A 16,327-nucleotide genomic window follows, 5' to 3' on the forward strand; every position below is an offset into this window, starting at 1 on the left:
GGCATGGCCGATCTGCTTTCCAAGTTCCGCACCAGGCTCAACAAGGGCCTGGGCGGCGACAGCTGGCTGACGCGCGACATCGGCACGCTGTTCAGCGGCGCGGCGCTGAGCGCGGATGCGCTGGAGGAGCTGGAGACGCGGCTGCTGATGGCCGACGCCGGCCTTGAAGCCACCACCTGGCTGCTCGACCGGCTCAAAACCGAAATCGACGCCGGCAAGATCAAGACCGAAAAGCAGCTGCGCGATTCGCTGAAGAAGTCGCTGCTGGAACTGCTGCTGCCGATCGCGCAGCCTTTGAAAATTCCCGCCTTCATCCGCCCGTATATCTTGTTCGTCGTCGGGGTCAACGGCGTCGGCAAGACCACCACGATCGGCAAGCTGGCGCAGCGGTTCAAGAATGAAAAACTGTCGGTGTTGCTCGCCGCCGGCGACACCTTCCGCGCCGCGGCGGTGCAACAGCTGACGACCTGGGCGGATCGTACCGGCACACCGATCCTGTCGCAGGGCGAAGGCGCGGATTCCGCCAGCGTGATCTTCGACGCGGTGCAATCGGCCAAGGCGCGCGGCATCGACATGGTCATCGCCGACACCGCCGGGCGCCTGCATACGCAAAGCCATCTGATGGACGAGCTGCGCAAGATCAAGCGCGTGATCCAGAAGCATGATCAGTTCGCACCGCACGAAGTGCTGCTGGTGGTGGATGCCACCACCGGCCAGAACGCGCTGAACCAGGCGATCCAGTTTCACGAAGCGATCGGCCTGACCGGCATTGCCGTGACCAAGCTCGACGGCACGGCCAAGGGCGGCATCCTGCTGGCGATCGCGCGGCGCATGGCGCTGCCGATACGCTACGTCGGCATCGGCGAGGCCGTCGAGGATCTGGAAGTGTTCGATGCCGCGGTCTACGTCGATTCGCTGATCGGAGGCAGCACCGAATGAGCCAGGCGATCGTGCAGTTTTCGCAGGTGTATCACCGCTACGACGGCGGCGGCGGCGACGTGCTCAGCGGCGTCGACTTCCAGCTCGACGCCGGCGAAATGGTGTTTTTAACCGGCGCCTCCGGGGCTGGCAAGTCGACGATGCTGCGGCTGATCGCGCTGCTGTCGCGCGCCTCGCGCGGCCAGATCGTCGTCGCCGGCAGCAATCTCGCGCAACTGCCGCGCAGCCAGATCGCGCCGTACCGGCAGCAGATCGGCATGATTTTCCAGAATTTCAATCTGCTCAACGATCGCAGCGTGTTCGACAACGTCGCGCTGCCGCTGGTGATCCGCGGCCACTCGCATCAGGACATCGGCCGCCGCGTTCGCGCCGCGCTCGATACGGTGGGCTTGCTCAATCGCGAGCGTGCACGTCCCGAGACCTTGTCCGGCGGTGAACAGCAGCGCGTTGGCATCGCGCGTGCGGTGGTCACCAAGCCGCTGCTGCTGCTCGCCGACGAGCCCACCGGCAATCTCGACCCGGTGATGGCGCAGGAAGTAATGCGCCTGTTCGAGCGCTTCAACGACGTCGGCGTCAGCGTGCTGGTGGCGACACACGCGATCGACCTTATCGAGCGCATGGACCGGCGCATCGTGCATCTCGAAGACGGCCGCATCGTCAGCGGCGTGAAGATGGCGGCCGCGTCGAAGCTGCCGCTGGGAGTGCTGTGATGGCGCGCGCTCAATCGCAAAACAACGCAGCCGAATCCGCGCCGCCAAGCTGGCTGACGCGCGTCGCCCAGGAACATGCGCGCGTGTTTTTCTTCTCGCTCGGCAAGCTGGTCGCGCACAAGGGCAGCTCGCTGCTGACCGCGGCGGTGATCGGCATCGCGCTGGCCCTTCCGGCGGCGCTGCACCTGGCCGTCAACAACTTCCAGCGCCTGGCCTACACCTGGCAGAACGATCTGCAGCTGTCGCTGTTCCTCAAAGACAGCGTGGACGAAGCCAGCGGCCGTCAGCTCACGCAACAGCTCGCGTCGCGCGACGGTGTGAAGGCCGCACGCTACATCTCGCGCGAACAGTCCGCCGCCGAATTCCGTGAACTCTCCGGCTTCGGCGAAGTGCTGGACCTGCTCGAACACAATCCGCTGCCGGCGGTGATCGTGGTCTCGCCCGATGCCTCGCGCAGCGCCGCGCAAGTCACCGTGCTGGCGCAGGCGCTGGCGGCGCTGCCCGAAGTCGAGCTGTCGCAGATGGACCAGCAATGGCTGCAGCGCCTGCAGTCGCTGCTGTCGATATTCGAGCGCGTGGTGATGATGGCCGCGGCGCTGCTCGGTGTCGCGGTGCTGGTGATCGTCGGCAACACGCTGCGGCTGGACATCGAAGCGCGCCGCGACGAAATCATCGTCATGAAACTGATAGGCGCACCGGATGGCTTCATCCGCCGCCCGTTCCTGTATGGCGGCTGCTGGCTGGGCCTGCTCGGCGGCTGGGTGGCGCTGCTGCTGCTGACCGTCGGCCTCGCCGTGCTGCAGGCGCCGGCGCGTGAACTCGCCGCGCTTTACCAGAGCGACTTCACGATCCAGGGGCCTTCGGCCGGCAGCGTGCTGATGATCATCGCCGGCGGCGTGCTGCTGGGTTTGGTCGCCGCCTGGTGGACGGTGACACGGCATCTGGCGGCGATCGAGCCGAGCTGAAACCCGCTGCGGTTCGCTGGCGTGGCCCGGGTGAAACCCGGGATGACGGATGGAACCAAAACCCGGATTTCATCCGGGCTACGCAACAAAAAAAGCCGGCTTTCGCCGGCTTTTTGTTTCACCACTGTTCGCTTACTTCGCGGTGGGCGCGCCGGACGGCGGCAGCTCGAAGGTATACAGCGGCGATGGCTGGTGCGCGAAGTACTGCGCCAGCGCGGTGATGTCGGCGTCGCTCAGGTTCGCGGCCTGGGCCTTCATCACCGCGTTCTTGCGCTCGCCGGTCTTGTAGGCCTTGAGTGCATGCTCGATGTAGTTGGCGTACTGGCCGGCCAGCACCGGGTATTCCGGCAGGATCGGCTTGGCGCCGTGTTCGCCGTGGCAGGACTGGCACACCGGCAGCAGCTTGTCGACGGCCGGCGCGGCTGCGGCGGCTTCGTGTTCGGCGGCGCGCGCCGTGGCGCTCAGGCTCAGCGCGAGGCTTGCGCCGATCAGCAGGAACTTGTGGGTCAGGAGGCTCATCTGGGCGCTCTTCACTTATCGATCTTGTTGCGCGGCGCGCTCGTCAGGAAGGCGGCGATGTCTTCCATGTCCTGGTCGGTCATGCTGGCGGCCTGGGCGTGCATCGTCGGATGCGCGCGGTCGCCGGACTTGTATTCCTTCAACGCGGCGACGATGTAGCCGGGCTGCTGGCCGCCGAGCTTGGGCACGCGGTAGTTCGGATAGGCATTGGAGTAGAACGGAATGCCGTGGCAACCGACGCAGGTATCGGCCTTGTCACGGCCAACGACCGGATCGCCGGCCGCTGCCGCAGGCAGGCTGAGCAAAGCGGCAAGGGCCAGGATGCCCCGACGCGCGAGTTTCATACCGTCAACTCCCAGGATACTTTTTTGGTGTCTGACCACGATAAAAGCCCTGGCGCGGTGGCTTGGCACTGATGGCCGGGCTGTTGCAGCACGAAATTGTCGGGGATTCAGCATCGTGGGTCAACGCGGATCGTACGGCGGCCGGCAATCGCGAGGCTTTCACCGACGATTGCTATAGTCCGATTTCGAGCGGGGGCGCCATCGCGCCTTTGTGATTTTATATTGACTTGCGCACCAACCACGGCGAATTCATCACTATGAGCCAGAACGCCGACCGACTCGGCGCCGCGCCCGATCCAACCGTCGTGGCGGCCGTCGACCTGGGCTCGAACAGCTTTCACATGATGGTGGCGCGCAGCGCCGGCGTCGATCTGCAGGTGATCGACCGGCTGCGCGAGCCGGTGCGCCTGGCCGCCGGCCTGGACGACAGGAACCGCCTGAGCGCCGAGTCCGAGGCGCGCGCGCTGGGCTGCCTGCAGCGCTTCGGCCAGCGTCTCAGCAACCTGCCGCGCGAACGCGTGCGCGCAGTCGGCACCAATACCCTGCGCCGGCTGCAGGACGCCGGCGCCGCCAGCCGCGGCTTCGTCGAACGCGCCGAAGCCGCGCTCGGCCATAGCATCGAAATCATTTCCGGCGTCGAGGAAGCGCGCCTGGTCTACGGCGGCGTGGTCCACGGCATGGGCGGCGCCGAGTCCGAGCGGCGGCTGGTGGTCGACATCGGCGGCGGCAGCACCGAGGTGATCATCGGCCGCGGGCCGAACGCCGTGCTGATGGAATCGGTCGGTATGGGCTGCGTCGTCCACCAGGGCAAATATTTCGCCGACGGCAACATCAGCCGCTCGCGCTTCCGCCAGGCGCGCTTCGCCGCGCGCCACGAGCTGGAATTCCTCGAGCACCGTTACCGGCGCAACGGCTGGGACCTGGCGATCGGCGCCAGCGGCACGGTGCGCGGCGTCTGGCGGGTGATGCGCGAGCAGGGCTGGGCGGATCAACACATCACCCGCGACGGCCTGGAAAAGACCGTGGAGCTGGTGATCGCGCGCGGCCAGGTTTCCAGGATCGACTTTCCGGCTCTGCGCGACGATCGCCGTCCGGTGTTCGCCGGCGGCCTGGCGGTGCTGGCCGGCGTGTTCGACGCGCTCGACCTGCAGCGCATGCAGACTTCGGAGCGCGCGCTGCGCGAAGGCCTGGTCTACGACCTGCTCGGCCGCCTCTCCGACCACGACGTGCGCGACGAATCGGTGCAGGCGATGGCGACGCGCTACGGCGTCGACGTCGCCCACGCCAGCTCGGTCACCGGCACCGCGCTGAAGCTGCTGGCGCAGGTGTTCTCGGCCTGGCAATTGGAGCGCAAGGCCTCGACGATGCTGCTGAGCTGGGCCGCCAAGCTGCACGAGATCGGCCTGGTGATCGCGCACAGCTCGTATCAGAAGCACGGCGAATACATCGTCCGTCACGCCGACCTGCAGGGCTTTTCGCAGACCGACCAGATACAGCTTGCGGCGCTGGTGCGCCTGCATCGCAGCAAGTTTGCGGAAAGCGCGCTGACGGATCTGCCGGAGGCGCAGGCCGAGACCATCCGCAAGCTGGCGATCCTGTTGCGGCTGGCGGCGCTGCTGCACCGCAGCCGCGACCCGGATCTGAACCCGCCGGTCAGTATCCGCATCGCCAGCAGCGGGCGCCGCCACATCGAGCTGAGCTTCCCGCGCCAATGGCTGGCGGCGCACCCGCTGACCCAGGCCGACCTGGAGCAGGAAGCCGACTATCTGAAATCCGCAGACGTTCGCCTGCGCTTCGACTGATTCCACTCGCGGCCCTGGCTAGAGTAGGCCGATGCGCTCCTGGCTCTTCCCTCTGCTGTTGCTGACCGCCGCCATGTCGGCGCACGCCGACGTCTACCGCTGGGTCGACGCCGAAGGCCACGTGCATTACGGCGACAAGGCGCCGACGCCGGGCGCCAAGCCGGCCGAGCTGCCGCCGCTGCAGTTCATTTCCAGCGGCCTGCCCGCCGCCGGCGCCACCGCGAAGACCCCGGCCGCCGCCGTGCCGGTGGCGGAAAGCGTCGCGCTGAACATCGTCTCGCCGACGCCGGACCAGACGCTGCGCGGCACCGACCGCCGGCTCGCCGTCGCGGTGGCGATGCAAAAGCCGCTGCCGGAAGGCGCCGGCCTGGTCTATCTGCTCGACGGCAACCCGCGCACGTCCAAACCGGTGCAGGACCTGAGCTTCACGATGACCGACATCGACCGCGGCACCCATCTGGTCGCCGTGGCGGTCGTCGACGGCCGCGGCAGGGAGCTGGGCCGCGCCGCGCCGGTGCTGGTGCACATCAAACCGCCCGGGCTGTAGGCGCGCCATTTTGCGCCACCGCACCGCTTCGGTGCGGAAATCGCCGGTAACGCTAATGTTGGGCGCCATTCTGGCCCGGCTTTTGCTAAAACGGAGCATATGAAGCTCGCCCCCAGCAGTCGTGCGGCGCCCGCACAGATTCTGGACGGGCTCAGCACCGCGGTCATCAGCCTCGACTCAACGCTGCGAGTGCTGTCGATCAACTCGACCGCCGAAAGCGTGTTCGGGGTCAGCCGCCGCTACGCCGTCGGTGAGACGTTCAGCCAGGCAATTCCGCAGTTCATTCCGCACATGTCGCGGCTGCGCGACGCGCTGAAGGCCGGCACCGGCTTCATCGAGCGCGAGCTGCAGCTGCGCAAGAGCGGCGACCAGCCGATGACCGTCGACTGCACGGTGACGCCGCTGCAGCTGGGCAAGCATGTCGGCCTGCTGATCGAGATCCTGCCGATGGACCGCCACCTGCGCATCTCGCGCGACGAGCTGTTGCTGGCGCAGCAGGAATCCTCGCGCGAGCTGATCCGCAACCTGGCGCACGAGATCAAGAACCCGCTCGGCGGCATCCGCGGCGCGGCGCAGTTGCTGGAGCGCGAATTCCCGGATTCCGAACATCGCGAATACACCCGCGTGATCATTCGCGAAGTCGACCGCCTGCAGAACCTGGTCAACCGCCTGCTCGGTCCGAACCGCGTTTCGCAGAAAGCGCCGGTGAACGTGCACGAAGTGCTGGAGCACGTGCGCCAGCTGGTCGAGGCCGAGGCGCCGGCCGGCGTGACTTTTCTGCGCGACTACGACCCGTCGATCCCCGAGCTGATTGGTGATCGCGAGCAGTTGATCCAGGCGGTACTGAATTTGTTGCGCAACGCGCTGCAGGCGGTACGCGAGCAGGGCAGCATCGCGCTGCGCTCGCGCACACGGCGGCAATACACGATCGGCGGTACCCGTCACCGCCTGGTCGTCCAAATCGATATCGAAGACGACGGACACGGAATACCTCCCGCAATGATCGACAAAATCTTCTACCCGATGGTGACGATGCGTGCCGAAGGCACGGGACTTGGATTGCCGATAGCTCAATACCTCGTCCATACGCATGGTGGCGTCATCGAGTGCAAGTCACGTCCGGGCAACACCGTCTTCTCGATCTACATGCCGCTCGACGTTTCGACCGGTACGCCGGCATGAACACGCCCGCACTGACCGTCTGGGTCGTCGACGACGACGAATCGATCCGCTGGGTGCTGGAGCGCTCGCTGGCGCGCGAAGGCATGCAGGTCACCGTGTTCCCCGGCGCCGCCGAGCTGCTCGACGCCTTGTCCGATGACACGCCCGACGTGCTGGTCAGCGACATCCGCATGCCCGGCGTCAACGGCCTGGAGCTGATGGACCGCGTGCGCGCCTCCAAGCCGCTGCTGCCGGTGATCATCATGACCGCGCACTCCGATCTGGAGTCGGCGGTCGCTGCCTACAAAGGCGGTGCTTTCGAATATCTGCCCAAGCCTTTCGACGTCGACGGCGTCGCCGCGCTGGTGCGCCGCGCCGCGTCCAAACGTCTGGTCGCCGAGCCGCAGGAAGAAGCCGCGGCGCCGACCGCGATCATCGGCGAAGCGCCGTCGATGCAGGACGTGTTCCGCGCGATCGGCCGCCTGGCGCAGAGCCAGATCACGGTGATGATCACCGGCGAATCCGGCACCGGCAAGGAGCTGGTGGCGCGCGCGCTGCACAACAACTCGCCGCGCGCGAACCGGCCTTTCATCGCGGTCAATACCGCGGCGATTCCGAAAGACCTGATGGAATCCGAATTCTTCGGCCACGAGCGCGGCGCGTTCACCGGCGCGCAGATGCAGCGCAAGGGCCGCTTCGAGCAGGCCGACGGCGGCTCGCTTTTTCTGGATGAAATCGGCGACATGCCGAGCGACCTGCAGACGCGGCTGCTGCGCGTGCTGCAGAACGGCGAGTTCTATCGCGTCGGCGGCGTTTCGCCGGTGAGAGTCGACGTGCGCGTAATCGCGGCGACGCATCAGGACCTGGAAACCCTGGTGCGCGAAGGCAAGTTTCGCGAGGACCTGTTCCACCGCATCAACGTGATCCGCGTGCGCATTCCGCCGCTGCGCGAGCGAGTCGAAGACATTCCGATCTTGATGCGCCATTTCCTGGTGCAGGCCGGCAAGGAGCTGAAGACCGAGCCCAAGCGCCTGCTGCCGGAGGTGATGGAGCGCCTCAGCGATTTCGACTGGCCCGGCAACGTGCGCCAGCTCGAAAACACCTGCCGCTGGCTGACGGTGATGGCGCCGGGCACCGACGTGCATCTGCAGGATCTGCCGCCGGAGCTGCGCGACGCGCGGCGTCTGCCGGAGCCGGCGCTGCGCCATGCGCCGGTCGCGGCACCGGGCTCGGCGGGCGACCACAAGCCGCCGGTTGCGGAAACCGGTTTCGCTGCGCCGGCGATCGTCAGCAGCGGCAGCGCTGCCGGCGATTCGCCGTGGTCTGGCCTGCTACGCAACTGGGCCGCGGCCGAGCTGAAAGCCGGCCGCAGCGATCTGCTCGCCGAGGCCACGCCGGAATTCGAGCGCACGATGATTGAAGTCGCGCTCGAAGCCTGCCACGGCCAGCGCCAGGAAGCCGCCCGGCGTCTGGGCTGGGGGCGCAATACGCTGACGCGCAAGATCAAGGAACTGGGGATGGAGTAGCGCTGGCGTCGGTCGCGGACAGGGTCCGCTCCTACAGCATCTGATCACGACTGTAGGAGCGGACCCTGTCCGCGACTGAGACCTCGCAGCTCTACAGAATGTACCGGCTCAGATCCTGGTTGCCGGCGAGCTTCGCCAGCTTGTCGTTGACGTAGGCCTCGTCGATGCGCAGCTCGCTGCCGTTGCGGTCCGGCGCATCGAAAGCCACTTCTTCCATCAGCCGTTCCATCACCGTGTGCAGGCGGCGCGCGCCGATGTTCTCGGTGCTTTCGTTGACCTGCCAGGCGATCGCCGCGAGCCGGCCGATGCCTTCGGCGCTGAAGCTGACCGTGACGCCTTCGGTGGCCATCAGCGCGCGGTACTGCTCGGTCAGCGAGTAGTTCGGCTCGGTCAAAATCCGCACGAAATCTTCGGTCTTCAGCGCCTCCAGTTCGACGCGGATCGGCAGCCGGCCCTGCAGCTCCGGAATCAGGTCGCTGGGCTTGCTCATGTGGAACGCGCCGCTGGCGATGAACAGGATGTGATCGGTTTTCACCGCGCCGTATTTCGTGGTCACGGTCGAGCCTTCGATCAGCGGCAGCAGATCGCGCTGCACGCCTTCGCGCGACACGTCGGCGCCAGCGTATTCGCCGCGCTTGGCCACCTTGTCGATTTCGTCGATGAAGACGATGCCGTTCTCCTCGACGTTGTGCAGCGCCTCGGTCTTGATCGCTTCCTCGTCGACCAGGCGCAGTGCCTCCTCGTCGGTGATCTGCTTCAGCGCGTCCCGGATTTTCATCTTCTTGGACTGCGTCTTGGCCTGGCCGACGTTGGCGAACATCTGCTGCAGCTGGCTGGTCATTTCCTCCATGCCCGGCGGCCCCATCAGCTGCACGTTGGGCGGCGCTGCGTTGAGCTTGATCTCGATCTCGGTGTCGTCGAGCCGGTGTTCGCGCAGCTGCTTGCGGAACACCTGGCGCGCCGCGCCGTTCTCGGACTGGCGCTGACTGCTGGCCTCGCCGAAATCCTTCGGCGGCGGCAGCAAGGCGTCGAGTACGCGCTCCTCGGCCGCGCTTTCGGCGCGGTCGCGCACGCGCCGGGTGGCCTGCTCGCGCGTCATCTTCACCGCCGCGTCGACCAGATCGCGGATGATCGAATCGACGTCCTTGCCGACATAGCCGACCTCGGTGAACTTGGTCGCCTCGACCTTCACGAACGGCGCGTTGGCGAGCTTGGCCAGGCGCCGCGCGATTTCGGTCTTGCCGACACCGGTCGGGCCGATCATCAGGATGTTCTTCGGGCTGATTTCGGCGCGCAATGCGCCGGTCACCTGCTGACGGCGCCAGCGGTTGCGCAGCGCAATCGCGACCGCGCGCTTGGCCGCCTTCTGGCCGACGATGTGACGGTCCAGCTCCTGGACGATTTCGCGCGGCGTCATCGACGCGGCGACGCCGCTGCCCGGCGCGACGGCGTTGTTCTGGTCTTGGCTCACGATGCGGCCTGCCCGGCGTCGATGCTCTCGATCGTCAAATGGTGGTTGGTATAAATGCAGATTTCAGCGGCGATATGCAGCGCCTTCTCGACGATCTCGCGCGCGCCCAGCGTGGTGTTGTCGACCAGCGCGCGCGCCGCGGCGGTGGCGAAAGAGCCGCCGGAGCCGATCGCGATCACGCCGTGTTCTTCCGGCTCCATCACGTCGCCATTGCCGCTGATCATCAGCGAGGTGCCGGCGTCGGCGACGATCAGCAGCGCCTCGAGGCGGCGCAGGTAGCGGTCGCTGCGCCAGTCCTTGGCCATCTCGACGGCGGCGCGGGTGAGTTGGCCGCCGTGCTGCTCGAGCTTGCCTTCGAAGCGCTCGAACAGCGTGAAAGCGTCGGCCGTGCCGCCGGCGAAACCGGCGATGACCTTGTCGCCGTACAGGCGGCGCACCTTGCGCGCGTTGTTCTTGACGCGGGTATTGCCCATCGACACCTGGCCGTCGCCGCCGAGCGCGACCTGGTTGCCGCGGCGGACGCAGACGATGGTGGTTCCGTCGAATTGCTGCATGGGGATACGATTTGCCCGATTGGGTAGGGCCACAGAATCTGGGGCCCGGCGCAGATGATTTCAACCGCTGGCGAGCCCGCCTTGCGCGGGCGCCGCAAACGACGAAGGCGAAAGGATTGCTCCCCTCGCCTTCGTCATCGAAGCCTGAACACCGGCGATGCGCTGCCGGCGATTCAGCTCGTACCGAAGAAGCTTACTGCTTCGGCGCTTCCGCCGGAGCCGGGGTGGCTTCCGGGCAGGCCGCGTTCGGATCGGCTTCGGTCGGGCACTTCGGCGCTTCGGCCGGAGCTGCCATCGTATCGGCAGGCGCGGCTTCAGCAGGGGCCATCGTCTCGGCAGCCGGAGCGGCCGGTTCCGCAGCAGGGGCTTCTTCTTTCTTCTTACAAGCGGCCAGCGCCAGCACGGAGGCGAGGCCCAGGGCGATCACGAGTTCACGCTTCATTGAACAACTCCCAGGTCAGTAAATGGTGCTGGCTATTACGCGGCCAGCGACGCCGCCGAGAATGGCGACAGCCCCGATTATGCAGCAAATAAACTGAACGACGACGACCTATTCACATCCAATTCAGCTTGAGGGCCCGCCCTTACGGCGTTTTGGCCCGTTTTACCTGCGGATGAGCCGGCCCAAGACCTGCGCCAGATGCAGCGAGCCGACGCCGCCCCGGCCGTCAGGACACCAGCTTGGCGCGAACCGCGGCGGCGACCAGCTCGGCGGTCATCTCCAGAAACACCTTGCCCTGGCGCGGCTGGAAACGCTCGGCGTCGCGCGAGGCCAACACCAGCATGCCGAGGTTCTTGTCGCGCTCCAGCGGCACTACCGCGGCGGACCTGGGCAGTTCGGCGGCTTTCGGGAACAGCAGCTTGGCGCGCTTTTCCGACAGCGGCCCGCACTCGATCAGCTTGGTGCGCAGGAAGTCGTCGAACTGGCGCACCACCGCGCCTTCGGCATCGAGCCGCTGCAGGCCGTCGATGTCGCTGCGCTTGAGCAGGCCCGGCGAGACGCCGACCCAGGCTTCGTCGATGCCGAAATCCTCGCGCATGCACTGCTGCAGGCCGAGGATCGCCGCCGCCAGCGTCGGTGCGCGGATCAGCGTGCGCGCCAGGCGATGCACGTTGGTCGCGCGCTTTTCGTTGTCGCGCGCGTTTTCGAGCAGCGCGCTCATGCGGTCTTCGAGGCGCTGGCTGCGGCCGCGCAGCACCTCGACCTGGCGCTCGATCAGCGACACCGCGCTGCCGGTGCCGTGCTGCAGCTGCATCGTCTCAAGCAGCTCGGGATGCGTCGCCAGAAAATCCGGGTGCGCCTTCAGATAGGCCAGCACCTGCTCGTCGGTCAGCGCCGTTGCCGGTGGCTCTTTCACTGCTGCCATTCGATTTCCCCGCTGAAAACGGTCTCGGCCGGACCGGTCATCAAAATAGAATCCGCGTCCACGCCGCTCCATTCCAGCTGCAGCTCGCCGCCGCGCAGCTGCAGCTTCACCGCGCTGCCGAACAGGCCCCAGCGCCGCGCAACCGCCACCGCCGCGCAGGCGCCGCTGCCGCAGGCCAGCGTCTCGCCGCTGCCGCGCTCGTAGACCCGCAAGCGACCGAAGCCCTGATCGACGATTTGCAGGAAGCCGACGTTGACGCTCTCCGGAAACACCTCGCGCCGCGCCTGCAGCTCGCGGCCGATCGCCTCGACCTCGGCCTTGTCGACGTCGGCGACCAGGATCACCGCATGCGGGTTGCCCATGTTGGCGACGCCGAACTCGATGGCGCCGAAACGCGCGGACTCCAGGCGATAGCGCTCGGCCTGCGGCAGCGCCAGCGGAATCTGCGCCGGCGCAAAGCGCGGCGCGCCCATGTCGACGCGCACCTGATTGCCGTCCAGCCGCTGCAGCTCCATGGTCGCGGTCGCGGTCTGCACGCGCAGCCTGGGCTTGTCCGAAAGGCCATGCTCGTGGACGTAGCGCGCCAGCGCGCGCGTGCCGTTGCCGCACTGGCCGACTTCGCTGCCGTCGGCATTGAAGATGCGATAGTCGAAGTCGATGCCCGCCGCGGTGGGCGCCTCGATCACCAGCACCTGGTCGCAGCCGACACCGAAGCGCCGGTCACTCAGCCGCGCCAGCAACTCCGGCGTCGCCTTGAAGCGCTCGCGGGTGGCGTCGATGACGACGAAGTCGTTGCCGGCGCCGTGCATCTTGGTGAAAGAGAACTTCATGGTTGTGCAATATTATTGACTTTTCCGCCGCCTATCAATTTTTACTCTCAACATGAGCGCCTCGTGACGACCAAGATCACCCATGCCGGCGGCTGTCATTGTGGGGCCGTGCGTTTCCAATTCCAGGCACCGGCGCGGGTCCTGGTACAGCGCTGCAACTGCTCGATGTGCGCGATGACCGGCTACGAGCACCTGATCGTGCCGGGGCGCGATTTCAGGCTGCTGTCGGGCGAAGACAGGTTGACGACCTACCGTTTCAACACCGGCGTGGCGCAGCACCGCTTCTGCTCGGTCTGCGGCATCAAGAGCTTCTACGTGCCGCGCTCGAATCCCGACGGCTTTTCGATCAGCCTGCGCTGCGTCGATGGCGGCACGATCGAGCACATCGACTACGAGGACTTCGATGGGCAGAACTGGGAACTGGCGGGCCCGACGCTGGCGCATCTGTCGCAAGCCTGAGGTGAGATGCAACCAGCCCTCAGCGCATAGCCTCGAAACCCGGCTGCGCTTCGCAGCGCGCCAGCCAGGAGCGGATCGCGGGATAGGGCGTCAGATCGAAGTCGCCCTGGTCGGCGACGTGGGTGTAGGCATACAGGGCGATATCGGCAATGCTGAAAGTCTCGCCGGCCAGGAACGCGGTTTTGCCCAGCGCGGTCTCCATCACGGCGAGCGCGGCATAGCCCTTGACCCTGGCCTCGGCGATCTTGTCGCGCCACTCCTCGCGCTTGCCGAGGTAGTGAATCCAGAAGCGCACGGTCGCCACGTAGGGCTCGTGGCTGTACTGCTCGAAGAACATCCATTCCAGCACCTTGGCGCGCTCATAGCCCGGCGGTGGCAGCAGCGGCGTGCCTTCGGCGAGATAACACAGCATCGCGTTGGATTCGGCGAGCAGGCGGCCGTCGGCGAGCTGCAGCAGCGGCACGCGGCCATTCGGGTTCAGCGCCAGGAACGGCGCGCGCCGGGTTTCACCGCCGACCGAATCGATCTCGGTCCAGTCAAAGGCGATGCCCAGCATCTTCATCGCCACCGCCGGCTTCCAGCAGTTGCCCGAACCGGTCATGCCATAGAGCCTGATCATGCGTCCCCCGCGCTATTCGACGGCGCGCAGTCTCGCAGCAAGGCCGCGCGCCGGGAAACGAAATGGGCTGACAGCGGCTGTGAGCGCAAATGACGGACGCGGCGCGGCGTTCCATACTGTGCGCCCCGCTGCACCCTCGCTCGAAGACGCCGCCGTGAACGCCTCAACGCACCCGCATCACCACGCTGCCGCCGCCGAACCGCGCATCTGCCCGGCGCAGAGCAGCGAACAGCGCCACGCCTTCCTCGGCGACAACCACGGCGACAATGGCCGGCGCATGAGCTGGGTCGTGGTGCTGACACTGGCGATGATGGTGGTCGAGATCGTCGCCGGCTACTGGTCCGGCTCGATGGCGCTGCTCGCCGACGGCTGGCACATGGCCAGCCACGCGGTCGCGCTCGGCGTCGGCGCTTTCGCCTACGGCTATGCGCGCCGCCACGTCGACGACACGCGCTACAGCTTCGGCACCGGCAAGGTCGGCGACCTCGCCGCGTTCACCAGCAGCCTGCTACTCGGCGCGATCGGCGCGACGATGATTTACGAGTCGGTGCTGCGGCTGTTGTCGCCGCTGCCGGTGGCCTATGGCGAGGCGCTGATCGTCGCCGCGATCGGCCTGGCGGTGAACCTCGCCAGCGCGCTGCTGCTGCATCCGGGCGGCTCGCACGATCATGGTCACGATCACGGCGAGCATGATCATGCGGCGCACGCGCATGACGATGATCACGACCACGATCACCACGACGTGAAAGGTGGCCAGCATGCCGACCACAACATGCGCGCCGCCTACGTGCACGTGATCGCCGACGCGCTGACGTCGGTGCTGGCGATCGCCGCGCTGCTCGCCGGCCGCTACATGGGCTGGGGCTGGATGGACCCGGCCGTCGGCATCGTCGGTGCGCTGGTCATCGGCAACTGGGCCTGGGGCCTGGCGCGTCGCACCGCTGCGGTGCTGCTCGACGCCAGCGTCGACGCCAGGCTCGCGGATCGCGTGCGTCGCGCGATCGAAGGCGGCGACGCGCAGATCGCCGACCTGCATCTGTGGCGGCTGGCGCCGGGCAAGCATGCAGTGATCGTGTCGCTGACCTCGGCGGCGCCGCTGACGCCAGGCGAGTACAAGGCGCGCCTCGCCGGTTTGTCCGGGCTGGTGCATGTGACGGTCGAAGTGGAGTCATCGTCGGGCGCGCAGTCGCATGCGCACGCCACGCATCACGATCACGATCACGATCACGATCACGATCACGATCACGATCATTCGCATGATGGTCACGGACATCACGCTCACTAGTCGATGATGTTCACGCTGGCCCTCGCCGCGGCGGCGTTCTGCACCGCGGCGCTGTCCGGCGTCGCCGGCCTCGGCGGCGGCAGCATCCTGATCGGCCTGTTCTACGCGATCGGCCTGCCGCCGGTGCAAGCGGTGCCGCTGTTCGCCGCAGTGCAGCTGGTCTCCAACGTCTCGCGCGTCGCCGCGTATGCGCGCCACGTGCACTGGGGCGCGACCGGCTGGTTCCTGCTGGCCTCGGTGCCGGCGACCTTCGTCGTCGCGCCCTGGGTCGAACATCTGAACGCGGACGCCGTGAAGCTGCTGCTCGCAGCGCTGATCCTGGTTTCGCTGATTCCGGACCGCGACGGCAGGCCGCGTGCGGCCCTGCCGCTGCGCAGTTCCTTCGTCGTCGCCGGCCTGCTCAATGGCGCCTTCGGCCTGGTCGTCGGCGCCACCGGGCTGCTGGTCGGCCGGCTGTATCTGCGGCCGGAATGGCGCCGCGAAACCACGCTCGGCACGATGGCACTGGGTCAGGCGCTGGGCCATCTGCTGCGCGTGCTCGCCTATGGCTTCATCGGCTTCAGCGCGTTCGCGCGGCCGGACATCCTGCTGCCGCTATGCGTCGCCGTCATCGCCGGCACCTGGACCGGCCGCTACCTGCAGCGCTATCTGAACGAGGAGCGCTTCGCGCAGCTGTTCAAGGCGCTGCTGGTGGTGTTGTCATTCAAGCTGCTTTGGGAAGGCGCCAGCGCACTGCTCGCGTAGCCCGGGTGCAACCCGGGTTTCGCCCGGGCTACAGTGTCGGCACATAACGAAACAAGCAGGAGACCGCGATGAAGACGCTGCTCACCGCCGAAGCCGTGCAGGAGCTGATCCGCACCGGGCTGCCGTCGACCGAAGGAGAAGGCCTGATCGTCGATGAAATCACGCCGGACAACGCGACCGTGCGCATCCCCTACAACCCGCGCATGCTCAGGCCCGGCGATTCGGTATCCGGCCCGGTGCTGATGGCCGCGGCCGACGCGGCGATGTACGCGGTGCTGCTGGCCCAGCATCACGACGAAATGGCGCTGACTTCGCAGTTCAACTGCAACTTCCTGGCGCGCGCGTTTCCCGGCGACGTGATCGCCAGGGCGCGTGTGCTCAAGGCCGGCCGCCGGCTGGTGGTGATGCAGGTGGAAGTCAGCACCACCGCGCGCGACGACATCGCCGCGCTGATCACCGGCAGTTACGTGCTGCCGTAGACGCCA

The 16,327-nt window shown here is 66.9% G+C and carries 19 protein-coding genes; 11 read left to right on the forward strand and 8 right to left on the reverse strand.

The window, feature by feature from the left end; translation table 11 throughout:
• Positions 1-3 precede the first annotated feature (3 nt).
• From ftsY to ftsX, 3 genes are read left to right on the forward strand one after another with little or no spacing between them, the layout of a single operon-like run.
• Positions 4-939: a signal recognition particle-docking protein FtsY gene (gene ftsY / locus ACQZF9_RS20915; RefSeq protein ID WP_428310898.1), complete on the forward strand. Its 936-nt coding sequence runs from the start codon at positions 4-6 to the stop codon at positions 937-939.
• Complete coding sequence (gene ftsE / locus ACQZF9_RS20920) at positions 936-1,649, forward strand: cell division ATP-binding protein FtsE (RefSeq protein WP_428310899.1); 714 nt, start codon at positions 936-938, stop codon at positions 1,647-1,649. Before ftsY ends, ftsE begins: the two co-directional genes overlap by 4 nt.
• Positions 1,649-2,614, forward strand: coding sequence for a permease-like cell division protein FtsX (gene ftsX, locus ACQZF9_RS20925; RefSeq protein WP_428310900.1), 966 nt, complete (start codon positions 1,649-1,651; stop codon positions 2,612-2,614). The genes ftsE and ftsX overlap by 1 nt, the downstream gene beginning before the upstream one ends.
• A gap of 132 nt (positions 2,615-2,746) precedes the next feature.
• On the opposite strand, the gene ACQZF9_RS20930 is transcribed toward ftsX, so the two are convergent.
• Positions 2,747-3,133, reverse strand: a complete 387-nt coding sequence (locus ACQZF9_RS20930) for a c-type cytochrome (protein ID WP_428310901.1) — start codon at positions 3,131-3,133, stop codon at positions 2,747-2,749.
• Positions 3,134-3,144: 11 nt separating this feature from the next.
• Complete coding sequence (locus ACQZF9_RS20935; RefSeq protein ID WP_428310902.1) at positions 3,145-3,477, reverse strand: c-type cytochrome; 333 nt, start codon at positions 3,475-3,477, stop codon at positions 3,145-3,147.
• Between the two features lie 257 nt (positions 3,478-3,734).
• Here ACQZF9_RS20935 and ACQZF9_RS20940 point away from each other — a divergent pair, with 257 nt between their 5' ends.
• The 4 genes from ACQZF9_RS20940 (at position 3,735) to ntrC (ending at position 8,513) form a co-directional block, all read left to right on the forward strand.
• Positions 3,735-5,279, forward strand: a complete 1,545-nt coding sequence (locus tag ACQZF9_RS20940) for an exopolyphosphatase (protein WP_428310903.1) — start codon at positions 3,735-3,737, stop codon at positions 5,277-5,279.
• A 31-nt stretch (positions 5,280-5,310) separates the two neighbouring features.
• The gene (locus ACQZF9_RS20945) at positions 5,311-5,826 is read left to right on the forward strand and encodes a DUF4124 domain-containing protein (protein WP_428310904.1); all 516 of its coding nucleotides are present in this window, start codon (positions 5,311-5,313) and stop codon (positions 5,824-5,826) included.
• A gap of 99 nt (positions 5,827-5,925) precedes the next feature.
• Positions 5,926-7,008: a nitrogen regulation protein NR(II) gene (gene glnL, locus ACQZF9_RS20950; RefSeq protein WP_428310905.1), complete on the forward strand. Its 1,083-nt coding sequence runs from the start codon at positions 5,926-5,928 to the stop codon at positions 7,006-7,008.
• Positions 7,005-8,513, forward strand: coding sequence for a nitrogen regulation protein NR(I) (gene ntrC / locus ACQZF9_RS20955; RefSeq protein WP_428310906.1), 1,509 nt, complete (start codon positions 7,005-7,007; stop codon positions 8,511-8,513). The genes glnL and ntrC overlap by 4 nt, the downstream gene beginning before the upstream one ends.
• 91 nt (positions 8,514-8,604) lie before the next feature.
• On the opposite strand, the gene hslU is transcribed toward ntrC, so the two are convergent.
• From hslU to dapF, 5 genes are all read right to left on the reverse strand, one after another.
• Complete coding sequence (hslU, locus tag ACQZF9_RS20960) at positions 8,605-9,930, reverse strand: ATP-dependent protease ATPase subunit HslU (RefSeq protein WP_428313469.1); 1,326 nt, start codon at positions 9,928-9,930, stop codon at positions 8,605-8,607.
• A gap of 50 nt (positions 9,931-9,980) precedes the next feature.
• The gene (hslV, locus tag ACQZF9_RS20965) at positions 9,981-10,538 is read right to left on the reverse strand and encodes an ATP-dependent protease subunit HslV (RefSeq protein WP_428310907.1); all 558 of its coding nucleotides are present in this window, start codon (positions 10,536-10,538) and stop codon (positions 9,981-9,983) included.
• A 193-nt stretch (positions 10,539-10,731) separates the two neighbouring features.
• Complete coding sequence (locus tag ACQZF9_RS20970) at positions 10,732-10,980, reverse strand: hypothetical protein (RefSeq protein WP_428310908.1); 249 nt, start codon at positions 10,978-10,980, stop codon at positions 10,732-10,734.
• Positions 10,981-11,206: 226 nt separating this feature from the next.
• Positions 11,207-11,905, reverse strand: a complete 699-nt coding sequence (locus ACQZF9_RS20975) for a DUF484 family protein (RefSeq protein ID WP_428310909.1) — start codon at positions 11,903-11,905, stop codon at positions 11,207-11,209.
• Complete coding sequence (dapF, locus tag ACQZF9_RS20980; protein ID WP_428310910.1) at positions 11,893-12,735, reverse strand: diaminopimelate epimerase; 843 nt, start codon at positions 12,733-12,735, stop codon at positions 11,893-11,895. Before dapF ends, ACQZF9_RS20975 begins: the two co-directional genes overlap by 13 nt.
• 63 nt (positions 12,736-12,798) lie before the next feature.
• Between dapF and ACQZF9_RS20985 the strand changes: the two genes are divergently transcribed.
• A complete protein-coding gene (locus tag ACQZF9_RS20985) occupies positions 12,799-13,194 on the forward strand; it encodes a GFA family protein (RefSeq protein ID WP_428310911.1) in 396 nt (131 codons plus the stop codon).
• 19 nt (positions 13,195-13,213) lie between these two features.
• On the opposite strand, the gene ACQZF9_RS20990 is transcribed toward ACQZF9_RS20985, so the two are convergent.
• Entirely contained in the window at positions 13,214-13,813 is a 600-nt protein-coding gene (locus tag ACQZF9_RS20990; protein WP_428310912.1) for a glutathione S-transferase family protein, read from the reverse strand.
• Between the two features lie 205 nt (positions 13,814-14,018).
• On the opposite strand from ACQZF9_RS20990, the gene dmeF reads away from it, so the two are divergent.
• The 3 genes from dmeF (at position 14,019) to ACQZF9_RS21005 (ending at position 16,321) form a co-directional block, all read left to right on the forward strand.
• Positions 14,019-15,098, forward strand: coding sequence for a CDF family Co(II)/Ni(II) efflux transporter DmeF (gene dmeF / locus ACQZF9_RS20995; protein WP_428313470.1), 1,080 nt, complete (start codon positions 14,019-14,021; stop codon positions 15,096-15,098).
• Positions 15,099-15,104: 6 nt separating this feature from the next.
• On the forward strand, positions 15,105-15,842 hold the full coding sequence (locus tag ACQZF9_RS21000; protein WP_428310913.1) for a TSUP family transporter: 738 nt from the start codon (positions 15,105-15,107) through the stop codon (positions 15,840-15,842).
• A gap of 68 nt (positions 15,843-15,910) precedes the next feature.
• Positions 15,911-16,321 carry a PaaI family thioesterase gene (locus tag ACQZF9_RS21005; protein WP_428310914.1) on the forward strand — a complete coding sequence of 137 codons (411 nt, stop codon included), beginning with the start codon at positions 15,911-15,913 and terminating at the stop codon, positions 16,319-16,321.
• Positions 16,322-16,327 lie beyond the last annotated feature (6 nt).

Source organism: Hydrocarboniphaga sp., assembly GCF_965279055.1.
Taxonomy (GTDB): domain Bacteria; phylum Pseudomonadota; class Gammaproteobacteria; order Nevskiales; family Nevskiaceae; genus Hydrocarboniphaga.